11 protein-coding genes are annotated in these 12,185 nt (G+C 48.9%); 7 read left to right on the top strand and 4 right to left on the bottom strand.

Annotated elements, in window-relative coordinates:
* The 6 genes from OK412_RS21970 to OK412_RS22000 all read left to right on the top strand — a co-directional run.
* On the top strand, positions 1 to 867 hold an 867-nt coding region (locus OK412_RS21970; RefSeq protein ID WP_122890107.1), incomplete at its 5' end, for a RepB family plasmid replication initiator protein.
* Positions 868 to 2,046: 1,179 nt separating this feature from the next.
* Positions 2,047 to 3,255, top strand: a complete 1,209-nt coding sequence (locus OK412_RS21975; RefSeq protein ID WP_069026998.1) for an AAA family ATPase — start codon at positions 2,047 to 2,049, stop codon at positions 3,253 to 3,255.
* Positions 3,252 to 4,238, top strand: coding sequence for a ParB/RepB/Spo0J family partition protein (locus OK412_RS21980; protein ID WP_264353550.1), 987 nt, complete (start codon positions 3,252 to 3,254; stop codon positions 4,236 to 4,238). Before OK412_RS21975 ends, OK412_RS21980 begins: the two co-directional genes overlap by 4 nt.
* Before the next feature lie 635 nt (positions 4,239 to 4,873).
* Positions 4,874 to 5,242 (top strand): hypothetical protein, encoded by a 369-nt coding sequence (locus tag OK412_RS21990; protein WP_264353551.1) that lies wholly within the window; start codon positions 4,874 to 4,876, stop codon positions 5,240 to 5,242.
* A gap of 634 nt (positions 5,243 to 5,876) precedes the next feature.
* Positions 5,877 to 7,439: an ATP-dependent nuclease gene (locus tag OK412_RS21995; RefSeq protein WP_264353617.1), complete on the top strand. Its 1,563-nt coding sequence runs from the start codon at positions 5,877 to 5,879 to the stop codon at positions 7,437 to 7,439.
* The gene (locus tag OK412_RS22000) at positions 7,424 to 8,446 is read left to right on the top strand and encodes a DNA helicase UvrD (RefSeq protein WP_264353552.1); all 1,023 of its coding nucleotides are present in this window, start codon (positions 7,424 to 7,426) and stop codon (positions 8,444 to 8,446) included. Before OK412_RS21995 ends, OK412_RS22000 begins: the two co-directional genes overlap by 16 nt.
* Positions 8,447 to 8,464: 18 nt before the next feature.
* Here OK412_RS22000 and OK412_RS22005 read toward each other — a convergent pair whose 3' ends face one another.
* The gene (locus tag OK412_RS22005) at positions 8,465 to 9,322 is read right to left on the bottom strand and encodes a site-specific integrase (RefSeq protein ID WP_264353553.1); all 858 of its coding nucleotides are present in this window, start codon (positions 9,320 to 9,322) and stop codon (positions 8,465 to 8,467) included.
* Between the two features lie 463 nt (positions 9,323 to 9,785).
* Between OK412_RS22005 and OK412_RS22010 the strand changes: the two genes are divergently transcribed.
* Positions 9,786 to 9,980 (top strand): hypothetical protein, encoded by a 195-nt coding sequence (locus tag OK412_RS22010; RefSeq protein WP_124890923.1) that lies wholly within the window; start codon positions 9,786 to 9,788, stop codon positions 9,978 to 9,980.
* A gap of 205 nt (positions 9,981 to 10,185) precedes the next feature.
* On the opposite strand, the gene OK412_RS23565 is transcribed toward OK412_RS22010, so the two are convergent.
* The 3 genes from OK412_RS23565 to OK412_RS22015 form a co-directional block, all read right to left on the bottom strand.
* Positions 10,186 to 10,320 carry an acyltransferase family protein gene (locus OK412_RS23565; protein ID WP_413629126.1) on the bottom strand — a complete coding sequence of 45 codons (135 nt, stop codon included), beginning with the start codon at positions 10,318 to 10,320 and terminating at the stop codon, positions 10,186 to 10,188.
* Between the two features lie 824 nt (positions 10,321 to 11,144).
* On the bottom strand, positions 11,145 to 11,447 hold the full coding sequence (locus tag OK412_RS23570) for a DUF333 domain-containing protein (protein ID WP_410009495.1): 303 nt from the start codon (positions 11,445 to 11,447) through the stop codon (positions 11,145 to 11,147).
* Positions 11,407 to 11,682, bottom strand: coding sequence for a hypothetical protein (locus tag OK412_RS22015; protein ID WP_264353554.1), 276 nt, complete (start codon positions 11,680 to 11,682; stop codon positions 11,407 to 11,409). Before OK412_RS22015 ends, OK412_RS23570 begins: the two co-directional genes overlap by 41 nt.
* Positions 11,683 to 12,185 lie beyond the last annotated feature (503 nt).

Here is a 12,185-nt window from a genome sequence, read left to right on the forward strand (position 1 = left end):
ATGACAGATAAGTCATTCATTGGCGATGCACTTTATAGTGACATGGTCAGTAAAGAAAAACAGCTCACAGTTAATTCTAACAATACTGTTCAGCCAGTGGCACTGATGCGCCTTGGTGTTTTCGTGCCTAAACCCACGAAATCACAGGGTGAAAACAATATTGTTGATGCTTCGGAATTGTTTTCACAGCTGGAGATTGCCCGGGCTGAAGGTTACGATCATATCAATATTTCAGGTCCGCGACTCGATATGGATAGTGACTTTAAAGTGTGGATAGGAGTTATCTATGCTTTCAGCCGATACGGACTGACATCGAATAAAATTGAACTCAAATTCACCGAGTTTGCTAAAGGGTGTGGCTTTTCTGCTAAACGTATAGACGGCAGGCTGCGCCTTTCGATCCATGAGTCTTTGGGGAAATTACGTAATAAATCAATCTCTTTCAAACGTGGACGTGATGCTAAGGGAAGTTATCAGACAGGGCTTTTGAAAACAGGCTACTTTGATGCCGAAAAAGATATCGTCCAGCTTGAAGCGGATGAAAAACTCTGGGAACTGTTTCAGCTGGACTACAGAGTTCTTCTTCAGCAACATGCAATTAAAGCACTTCCCAAGAAGGAAGCAGCTCAGGCTATTTACACTTTTATTGAAAGCCTTCCAGCTAATCCTATCCCGGTAAGTTTTTCACGTTTACGTGAACGTCTCTCTCTCAGCAGTTCTGTAAGCGAACAAAACCGCACAATCAAAAAAGCGCTTGAGCAGTTACAAAAGATAGGTTACCTGGAATTCTCACTTGTTCGTAAAGCGCGGGAAAATTTCGTTATAATTCACAAGCGTAATCCAAAACTCAAACCGGCTGACATCTGAATGTGTGCTATCGGGAGCTTTAGACAGCCTCCACTTCAGAATAGCAATTATGTTATCCCGCCATCGCACATGTTCAGGCAATGCATTGTTCCGGAAACCTGTTAGGGCATGTATTAAGGGCTCTGACTCTGAACAGCAGCCCGTCAGCACACACTTTCGGGTATTTTAAGCACAGCTGATTCCCTCCAGCACACATCGATCTCCTGCTAACGCACATAATTATGAGTCATTCAGGAAAGCCCATCCTGCCAGCACACATTTTTTTGGAGTGCTTAAGGCTCATTTTCCCGCCAGCACACATGATCGTGACTTTCGGATGGGCCTAACCGGCCAGAACACATTTTTAGTTTTACCTAAGTTCGTATCCCTCCAGCACACATTTCTGCATCCAAAATGAAGAAAATAGCCTGTCTGTGTACATATCTTTGCTTCTTCCAAGTGAAATTTTCCAAGTAAAATTGCATTCACTTTGTCAGGCCGCTGCCGCCTATCGCCCGTATAGATAGCTTTTGAGGGACTGCCTATAAGTAGAATTTCCAGCACAAATGTTTAAGTCCTGTCCTTTTTAATACCCGCCAGCACACATTTCCTTTGAAATAATAATATCCCGCCAGCACACATTCTCTTTCAGGACAACCCCATCCTGCCAGCACACACGATCTATTGCTTAGTTCGAGATGCTCTGGGTTGTAAGTCTCCTATAGCAGATATTTATGGTCTAAAAGATTGAGTAGAGGAGATTTTTCATCCTCTTAGCCGAAATAACCGTACTCAGTTTTAATTAAAATTATTCCTCCGCCAAACTTATTGAAGCACGCATGAATGAACTTCACAACTGCTGAACCTGTACAGGCATCACCTGCAGAGTAACTGAAAGACGTTGCTGATTTTCACTGAGTGAAAGGGAATTTCAGCCTGAAATAAATCAATAATAATTAATAAAAACAGATGCCTGCGTGTTTAAAAGTATGGGGTAAAACTTATCGGAATTTAAGTGCATTTTTTAATGCTGAGACTGTGATTCATTCACTATCAGGACATCACTTTTGCCAGAAAAGACGTGATACTGTGAGCAATATTTTTTTCTCATGTACAATAAATCCATGTCTTTTCGAAAAATGTTGCTCAGACATTTTTGGCATGTACAATCAACATAAAAATTGACAACGGAACGGCTAAATGAAAAGTCATTATGGTGGCGTGGACGAGACCGCGCGCAGGGCCAGCGCAATGTTGCGCAGTATGAGCGACGATATATCCCTCAGAAGAAATGAGTTTGGTTTGGATCAGTACTACCAGACATTCACACGTAACTCTGTGGCGAACCTGCCTAAACTCAGCCGGCGTGCAGTTGAGCAGGCGATCGATGAAATGGAAGCGCAGGGGCATGTCTTCGGCAGAAAAGACGCCGGTAATACCCGACACTATGCGCTGACCATTAAAGATGTTGTTGATATTTACGCTCACCGCAAAGTGCCTAAATACCGTGATTTGCACGCCGGAGAAGGCCCATTTGTTATCTTTGTTGTGAATCTGAAGGGTGGCGTGTCGAAAACCGTGAGCACGGTGACGCTTGCACATGGATTACGTGTTCATCAGGACCTTCTGCAGCATGATCTTCGTGTCCTTGTGGTTGACCTTGATCCCCAGGCCTCCAGCACCATGTTTCTCAGCCAGCAAAACAGCATTGGCTCCATAATGGAGACGGCTGCACAGGCAATGCTTAACGATCTTGACGCTGAGCAGCTCCGTGAAGACATTATTAAACCTACAATCATTCCTGGTGTAGATGTAATCCCTGCTTCCATAGACGATGGTTTCATTGCCAGTCAGTGGAATGATCTCGTCAGAGAACACCTGCCGGACAAGTTACCCTCAGAAGTTCTGCGCCGCACTATCATTGACCGTGTTGGCGGGGATTATGATTTTATCTTTATTGATACCGGTCCTCACCTTGATGCCTTCATGCTGAATGCTCTCGCGGCAAGTGATTTACTGCTCACACCCACGCCGCCAGCTCAGGTGGATTTTCACTCCACTCTGAAATATCTCACCCGACTGCCTGAAATGATTGAGCAGCTTGAGGAAGAGGGGATCACACCGCGTATAAAAGGGAATATCGGCTTTATGTCGAAAATGACCTCAAAACGTGACCATGAGATGACGCATGGTCTGGCCCGCGATGTCTTTACGTCTTACATTCTTGATGCGGCACTGCCACGGCTGGATGGCTTTGAACGTTGTGGAGAGAGCTTTGATACTATCATCAGCGCCGATCCTGGCTCTTATCCGGGCAGTGCTGAGGCGCTCAAAAAGGCAAAACGGGAAGCTGAACGCTTTACTCAGGCTGTATTTAAAAGGATCGAGTTCATCAGGGGTGTGAAATGAAGAAAGAAATGGTGAAACTGGGCCGGCAACTGGGTAACTCAAGTTTTTCGAAAATGATGAGTGAGTCTAACAGCGAGCGGGTGTTCACCCTGAAGTCTGGCGCTCAGGCCCGGTTTGTTCTGACAAAGTTTCTGCATGATGACATTGAAACACAGACTTTTGTAGACGCAGCCGTTAATGGTCGAGACCAAGCCTTTCTGACGCGCGAATCGGTCAGTGATATTTCCCGTACCATCAGACTGCAGCAGTTCTTTCCCGCTATTGGCCGGGAGGTAGACGGACGTACAGAGATTCTTGATGGTTCACGCCGTCGGGCGGCCTGCCTTTACAACGGGACTGCCTTTGAAGTGCTGGTGACGCGTGATGCGTTATCTCTTTCTGATGCCAGACAGCTGGCCGCTGACATTCAGACTGCCAGAGAGCATACGCTGCGTGAACTCGGTAAACGATTAAAGCTGATGTATCCTGCGGATATGAATCAGTCAGATATTGCCGCCGCAGAAGGTCTTTCTGCGGCTAAAGTCACCCGGGCGTTTCAGGCGGCTGCAGTTCCTGAAGAGATCATTGCGGTGTTTCCTTCGGTCAGTGAACTCTCCATCAGTGACTATCAGATTCTGCTTGAGGTGACTGAGAGAGCCCGGGCAAGAGGCATCAGCACGGAGGAGTTAACTGGCCGCGTCCGTGCTCGTATCGAAAGTGACGCGCATCACGACAGTGCTGACCCCACCTATAAAACAAAGATAGTCAGTTATTTTCGCGCTGAAAGCGCAGAACCCAAAAAAGGATCGGTCGGCAAAAAAGTCGTGACTGAAAAACTGGCTGAATTTGCTGATAAAAAACAGTTTGCCAGAAAGAAAACGGATTCGGATAAACGGGTGATTACCTACGAATTCTCGCGCCTTTCTGCAGCCTGTCAGGCTGAACTTGATGCCGCTGTCAGAAGCGTCATTGAGCGTATGGTTGTGAATGAAAAAGACGCATAGCTTACTGCCAGTTGCGGGAAATTCAGAAGAGATTTCCCGCAAAAAAAACATTTAACCTTATGTTTTTTAAAATAAAAAAATTAAAATTTCAGTCTGAAATTCCCGGAAGAGCATTTCCTTTAATTGCCAGCAGCTAACAGAGCCGGTTCTGGTCAAAGCAACAGAGTTATCAAAGCTGACCAGCCTTAAGCCTAAGGATTGGCTAGCTCGATTTAACCGAGTACAAAAAAGGCCGGGAAATCATGTTTGTTATCAATAGCCGCTCCCCGAAACTTCAGGCGATCGGACGAGCAGTTAAGAATTAGCGGTTACTTTCATAATGCAGGCTACATAAGGTAGGGCGCTTTCATAAGGCAGGCTCAGTAAGGTAGGGTGCTTTCATAAGACAGGCTTGGTAAGGAGGGTGCTTTCATAAAAGTGGTGTCGGGAAAGCTCCAGAACGGCTCAATAGTTATGAAAGTAATCGCTCTGGGGTCAGGAAAGGACCACACGAATGGTCCACGAAGACCCGGCTTATGAAAGTGACCGCCTTCTCGATAAGGGCTCGCTCACAATGATCTTACAGGCTGACGGCTGCAGCTAAATTGCTCCATAAAAATGTGCTGAGGCCTGGCTGGCAACAGAATATCCAACTCATGACGAAAACAGTTCATATCTATTCGACTGGCAGCTGCAATGGGCAGACTCGTGAAGGATTTGCGCGCGTACTGATAGAGCGCGATAACGAGAAAAGGCCAATGATGTTTCACTATCACGACACAACTTCAAAACGCAGTCTGATGCAGGGGCTGATCGATGGTGTCCTGCAGCTTAACGAACCCTGTCATGTTTTGCTTGTTATGTCATCACGACTGGCACTTGAAAAAGCTGCCGTCGGCAAAGGTCCAAACCGCGATCTTATTTACGAGCTGTACCGCGTTTTGTCAGCGAAAGGCTGTACATATGAGTTTGATTTTCGCGAAGGCCAGGGAGTCGAACTGAATAAATACATTTTTGGCGGCTGAAGTTAACGCAATTATTCCGGACAGCGGATGAGTTATGCTCAGCCAGCCTTGGTACGTTACATCGCGACATGAAGGTCCCAACTGATTCCATAATCCTGAAGCTAAAGGGTAATGGCAGCGCGGCGCCGTCGCTCCTTGCTCACCAGCCACACTTTGACTCACGCCTTCTGGCTGAGGCCTTTCATGAAAACGTGAGCCTGACGGTCGGAAAGAGTAGACCCCTCATCAGTCTGATGCCGCCGGTTTTACGCAGGGCCATTCGTTAGCCGGTTATTCCCCGCGCTCTCCTGTCAGCCCTCTGACCGCACGAATCCGAATAAACAGAATTCACTAACAGCCAGCAGCGAGCGCAAAAATGATCCATAGCCTTTATGCCTTCATCTGACGCCGGTCGTCATAACATTCTCTTTAACATGACGTATAAAAAAGCACCTGGAGCAGATTAGCCGGAAAATGCGTTTATTCGCACAATTGCGTCAGTAAAAATGACATTATCGTGGGTAGCATATTGAGGCTTCGTTACTTACGTATGGCTTGCAGAGCACAGGCTTATCCTGCGTCAGTCAGTCTCAGGAAAATGGAACCTATCAGCCGGAATAGTGCGCTTCCGGCGATCTCACTTCTGGAAGAATCTATGACTGTTATCACGAGCCTGATGCTCAGAAATTTCAAAAAATTTAGTTCCCTGACACTGAACTTTCAGCCAGGTAAAAACGTGCTTATCGGCGATAACGAGTCTGGCAAAAGCAGCATTCTGCTCGCGCTGGACCTGGTGCTCAGCAACAGTCGCCACCGGGTGGAAGCACTGGGCCTAGAGTCGCTGCTTTCCCAGCATGCCGTGGCTGCCTTTCAGGCTGGAGAGCGGCGCGCCGAGCTTCTGCCTGAACTCATTGCTGACGTATCTCTCAGTCCCGGCGTGGATCCTGACCTTAACGGCCGTCAGAATCTTTCAGAGAGGGACGCTGATGGTCTCAGAATGCGCATAGCACCCATGCTGGACGAGTACGGTCAGGATATCCGTTACGTGCTGGAGCAGGACCCGCAGAATTTCCCCTATGAATATTACGCCGTAAAGTTCAGCACGTTTTCAGGCGCACCCTGCTCTGGTTTCAGGCGCTATCTGCGTCACCTGCTTCTCGACAGCGCGCGCATAGACAGCGATCATGCGGCGCAGGAGTACACCCGTGCAGTCTTCGGCGTCAGCGTCTCTCTGGCTGAACGCTACCGGCTGGAAAGCACCTGGCGTCAGCAGAAAAATTACTTTCGTGAGCAGCATCTTTCTGGCATTAATGGCGCGCTGGATACCTGTCAGTTCAGCGTCAGGTACGGTGGGAAAGCAGGTCTGGAAGCCAATCTGGACATTACAGAGGACGGGATCCCTGTCCGCCACCGCGGCAAGGGTCGCCAGTGTTTCATCAAAACCGAATTTGCGCTGCGCCGGCGGGAAGAGCATGGCGAACTGCACGCCCTGCTGCTTGAAGAACCAGAGAATCATCTCAGCCACGTGAACATGAAAAAGCTTGTGAGCCAGCTTGCTGCAGAGCGGCGGACACAGCTGTTTGTGGCTACACACAGCAGCCATATTTCATCCCGTCTTGATCTCCGTAACGCCATACTGCTCGGAGACGGGCGCCCTGTCATGCTGAAGCACCTGTCTGATGAAACCGCTCACTTCTTTATGAAGGCACCGGATAACAACGTGCTGGAGTTTGCGCTGGCACGGAAGGTTATTCTTGTGGAAGGCGATGCCGAGTTCATTCTTATCGAAGCATTTTACAGAAGCCTCACCGGCAAGCTGCCTGAAGATGACGGCGTGCATGTTATTGCCATCGGTGGCACAAGTTTCAGGCGATACCTTGAGCTGGCGCGGCTGCTCGGTAACCGCGTGGCCGCATTACGCGACAATGACGGGAACTATCAGCAGAACTGCGTCGAGCATTATGCAACGGTTTTGAGTCAGGACACGCGTGTATTTGCTGACGATAATGATACCCGGTCTACCTTTGAAATCAGCCTCTATCAGGATAATGCCGCGCTGTGTGAGACGACATTTAGTGGCCCCCGCCGCCGGCTGACCGTGCAGGAATATATGCTGGCCAGTAAAGCCGAAGCCGCTTTCAGTCTGCTGCGCGGGCACGGCGAGACGCTTTCGGTACCGGCATACATACGGGAGGCAATAGAATGGATAAGCGCGTAATTTTTGCCGTTGCCGGCTCCGGAAAAACCACTCTGCTTACAGAGCGGCTAAGCGAGCACAGCCGGACTCTGATCCTGACGCACACCGTTAACAACGAGCGGCATCTGCGGTCAAAAATTATCGGCCGTTTTGGTTTTCTCCCCGAGACTATACGCGTCATGACGTGGTTTGAGTTTCTGCACGGCTTCTGCTGCCGGCCACTGCTGCAGGAACAGCTGGGTATCCGGGGCCTGAGCTTCAGCCCACCGCCGCAGAAAATTTCACGCTCTCAAAGGGAGCATTTCCAGGACTACAGAGGCCGCGTCTATCACTGTCGCCTCTCGCTGCTGCTGATGTATCGCGAAATGATGCCGGCGGTCCGCTCGCGGTTTGAACGTTACTATGACGAGTTACTGGTTGATGAGGTACAGGACTTCGCTGGCCATGACTTTAATTTTCTGCTGAAGCTGTGTAAGGCAAACGCCTCTGTGGTGCTGGCGGGCGACTTTTACCAGCACACGTTTGACACGAGCCGTGACGGCAACACAAACGCCTCGCTACACGACGATTTTGACCGCTACGAAATGCGCTTCCGGACGGCGGGGATCACGCCTGACCTGGAGACGCTCAGCAGGACGTGGCGATGTTCTCAGGCCGTGTGTGATTTCATTTCCAGGCATCTCAGTATCGGCATAGAGGCGCACGGCCTGCATGAGACCCAGATTGAAACCGTAAACGACCGGTCGCGGGCGGTCGCGCTGCATGCAGATGCAGGGGTCATCAAACTTTTCTTTAGAGAGCACCACCGCTATGACTGCTATTCGATGAACTGGGGTGCCAGTAAAGGACTGGATCATTTTCAGGACATCTGCATTATCCTCGGTGCAGACCACTGGCAGCGTTTGATGCAGGGTACTCTGAACGGCTTACCTCCCTCTTCACGGAATAAGCTCTACGTGGCCTGTTCCCGGGCACGCGGAAACATCACCTTTATCCCCGAAACCCTGCTGCGACCGTTCCGGACCTGAATCCCACGCGGTCAGATATTACCGCGGCGGCAACAGCAGCATGTCGGCTTCATCCGGATCCATAGAGAAGCGCACGCCGAGCTGGCGGGTGACGTCCAGCGCGAACACCCGCGTATACCACTCGGTAGACTTCGCGTCCTTATGGCCCATCAGGGTCTGAATGACCTTCTGCGGAACCTGGTGCTGCACGAGATGCATCGCAAACGAGTCCCGGAACGTCTTCGGCGTCACCGGCCGGATGGAAAACGTCACACCGTCACGCGCCGCCGCCGCCACTGCCTGACTTATCCAGCTGCGCGCCGTGTCCTCACTCTTTATGTCCCAGAGCCGCGCCCCCGCAGGCAGGCCTGCCGTCGCAAACCATTCCCTTAAGCGTTGCACGAAGCCCGGATCGGTCAGCGGCACTGCCCGCGGCGGGTTATCGCGGATCTCCGCCTCCGTTTCGCGCTCCGCCTGCTGCTCCTCACGGGTCGGCCGCCCGCGCCCCCGCCGGCGGCTGCGGGCCGCTGCTTCCAGCCTGCGCTGTTTGAGCGTACGCAGTACCACGAACGGAGAGGAGAGCGGCGCGCCGGTGAGCGGGTCGTCCAGCACAAAGTCCTCTTTTGTGAGCGGCAGGATCTCATTAAGACGCCCGCCGGTGTTCCACAGCGCATCGATGAACAGGCGCTTGCGGAGATCGGGCACCCTGGACAGCAGGACGGCCACTTCGGGGGCCAGCAGGTAGCGCGGCATGTCGGTGCCGTAGGCCGCGGCCAGGTTTCGCAGCGCTACCGCGCTTTCGTAGTCAAAATAGCGTGCGGCGCCCGAAACGGCCAGATTATGACCACTGACGTCGCTGTGTGAAATCTGTGTCAGTTCGTGGGGCAAAGTACCCAAACTTTCAATCTCCGTTGTCTGGTGGTGTGGAACGTATTTTCCCCTCTCTGTCCAGTGAAAACCACGGGAATAAATCGATCCGGAGAGGATCCTAACTGGATCTGTTTTCCGGCTTTTCTCCAGAATACGGAGAATAACCTGGTCAGCCTGGAATAAACAGCGGGCCGCCAGCCTCTGATCCGGGCTGCGATCGGTTCGTAACCCTATGACGGTAAAGGGAAGAGCGGGAAGCGGGCGGGGCAGGGGGCGTACCAGGCACTCTACGCTGGATACCTGGTGACCATATAAAAAACAGAGAGGGTGCCCGGAGTAATCACTGCAGTTCAGAAGAAGACGGCCAAAACGGTCTGCGAGAAACACGGTCTTATATAGATTAGCACCGACGGAGTGGACAACCTCAAATCGTGAAAATACTGACGTAAAATCTTTACACAAAATTACCGGCGCGGAACTTTTAAAGCTCATGCTGGGTAAAAAGTTGACTGTACCGGATTTGCACGCGCTGCTGCGCGGGACGTATCCGGGCTACGATCCTGAAAGCCTCCGGATAGCGCTTTCACTCGTTATTATCGACCTGCTCAATGATGACGTGGTGACCTGTTCAAAACGCTACTTCATCCCGCAGCCGGCCTACACGCGCGGCGCGCAGCACACCTGAACGCGTTCACGATTTTTTTTGAGACAGGCAGTATGCTGCTGAGAGCGTGTAAAGATCAATTCATAATTAAGAGTCCTGACAACATTCAGTTTTGCATAGCCGAAATATGGTGCCATTTGCGTGACGTCTCTGGGAAGAAACAGAAAAGACTGAAGTGTTATTTGCCATGCCGCCCACGACTTACCAGCAACAAATAATGTGGCAATTATATATGGGGGGGAAGGATACGGCATAAGCGCTTAATAATAAATTCACGGGAGGATTTGAGCCCGTTATTATCATTATGGGTCACGTAATAAGCAATAAAGCCACTTAACATGAAAAAAAGGTCTACGCCAATTGAACCGTATCCAAAACGCGTTCAGCAAGTGGGAAGGTTAATGCCAAATCAGTCCGGAAATGAAACGTAGACCAGCATGGCTGCGAGGCCTCGCATTGTCTGGATTGACTCAAGTTAATTTTATATTTTCAGGCATGTTTAAATCATTCCTTTGTAAAGTTTATCTTTATAGAAAAAGGCTAAAAGCTTCTTTATCACAGTTAGTCCTTTATGTGGCTTGATGGAGGAGTTAAAAAGAAGGCTGCCAAATGAAACGCTATAAATTGGAGACAGCCACTGAGGCATAGTCAGTCCGCGGATCGACAAGAACTGCCTCATAACAGCTACACAAAATCACGATATAGAGTGTGGTGAAAAAAACGCCCGATGACCAGGCGTCACCGAATATCGATGTAATTAGTATAGAGCTTATGCAGCTGGTAAGTGAGGTCGCACTCACGAAAGGCATTATGCGACTTTTAAAAGCAATATTAGCTAAACAAGTTTTTTTTGCCTATGGGCTTTATTGATATTAGTCAAGTTTTACGCTGTTAATGGCACCATATAAATAACGAAAATGCTTTTCATTGTTTCAGTAACGTTGATTGTTTGTCTGGTTGACTATAGATATGTTTAAGTTAAATGAGAAAGAAAAAATCCTCATCGCGTCCGGAGTTGTATCCTATTGCGTGTCTATATGGTTTTTCTTCGCCTGTTACGCAGATTACTGCTTCTCTAAATTATTATGTGAAAAAAATACTAACCAAGTTATTGGTAGTAAGTTGGCTCGGTCTCTACGTTTTACTGATATACTTTTTTTATTATCAGATGTCTAATCTTCCATGTCAGGGCAGTACGCGATTTTTAAGATATAAGCGCCAGTGCTCAATCCTTGTTCCATCAGGAAGCACGCAGTATCCGGTTTTACCGAACAGTCGTTTTTCATAAGACAGAGTACCGCCCTGCAGATGGCAGTAACGGTCTGCTGAACTTTCATGTTTCATAGGGCCGGAACTACAGGCAGTTAGGATGACCAGACAGGCCATCACGTTAAACCATTTCATATCATCGCTCGATTTATTTATGAAGTAAAATATATAGTTTGGGTCAGTTATTGTGCAGTGATTTTCTGACCAGTCTTGTGCCATCACGGGTCAGTTTCAGCCCGTCAGGCGAAACAGTATCCCTCCCCATGATTTTCACTATCGCATTCTGTTTAACACTACCTTCCGATATCAGCTGGCGGATGTTAGCGACCAGCCCTTTGTTATTGATTGCTCCAAATTCTCTGCAGACTTCTAATTCACTCATCGTGCGCGGATAAATACGGAATAGATGCTCCAGAATACCCCACTGAGATTTGTCAGAAAAACTGGTTTTCATTACCCCTCCATGCAAACTTCCTGTGTTTTGATGCAAATTTTATGTCTTCTGAAATCAACAGTCAGTCAACGGCGCAAACTGAGAACGAGGATTTTGAAAAGTAAAGATGCAGAAATGTTTTAAATTGGTTAGCTCTGGATGGTGCGGCCAGCAGAAATTGAACCCCCGTTATCAGCCCTGCTCATTATGGAGCAGCTCTGTCAGCTGAGATAAAGGTGAAGTCAGCCTTTACTTCAGGTAACCATCCTTCACGCTCCGACTATAAAGCATCATTTTTCGGCGATCGGTGCCTGCTGCATAATTTTTTACGGAAATGTTAACGTTTTTTTCATGTACAGAAAACGGTGATTCCAGTTTGGGAATCTATTTTCACGATATTATAAATATATGTTTCCTTTTTGTTGCTCCGGTTTTAAATAAATTATTTCCGGCTCTTTTGATATTTAAATACTTCCTCAACAGATTGATTTCTTGCGAAATGTCTATTGGATACTTTTGTACTG

Source organism: Pantoea sp. JV6 (assembly GCF_025910055.1).
Taxonomy (GTDB): Bacteria; Pseudomonadota; Gammaproteobacteria; order Enterobacterales; family Enterobacteriaceae; genus Pantoea; species Pantoea agglomerans.

Excerpts from the sequence above, each read along its gene's own strand:
- OK412_RS21975 (WP_069026998.1), top strand. The coding sequence starts at position 2,047 with ATGAAAAGTCATTATGGTGGCGTGGACGAGACCGCGCGCAGGGCCAGC.
- OK412_RS21980 (WP_264353550.1), top strand. The coding sequence starts at position 3,252 with ATGAAGAAAGAAATGGTGAAACTGGGCCGGCAACTGGGTAACTCAAGT.
- OK412_RS21990 (WP_264353551.1), top strand. The coding sequence starts at position 4,874 with ATGACGAAAACAGTTCATATCTATTCGACTGGCAGCTGCAATGGGCAG.
- OK412_RS21995 (WP_264353617.1), top strand. The coding sequence starts at position 5,877 with ATGACTGTTATCACGAGCCTGATGCTCAGAAATTTCAAAAAATTTAGT.
- OK412_RS22000 (WP_264353552.1), top strand. The coding sequence starts at position 7,424 with ATGGATAAGCGCGTAATTTTTGCCGTTGCCGGCTCCGGAAAAACCACT.
- OK412_RS22010 (WP_124890923.1), top strand. The coding sequence starts at position 9,786 with ATGCTGGGTAAAAAGTTGACTGTACCGGATTTGCACGCGCTGCTGCGC.
- OK412_RS23570 (WP_410009495.1), bottom strand. The coding sequence starts at position 11,447 with ATGGCACAAGACTGGTCAGAAAATCACTGCACAATAACTGACCCAAAC.
- OK412_RS22015 (WP_264353554.1), bottom strand. The coding sequence starts at position 11,682 with ATGAAAACCAGTTTTTCTGACAAATCTCAGTGGGGTATTCTGGAGCAT.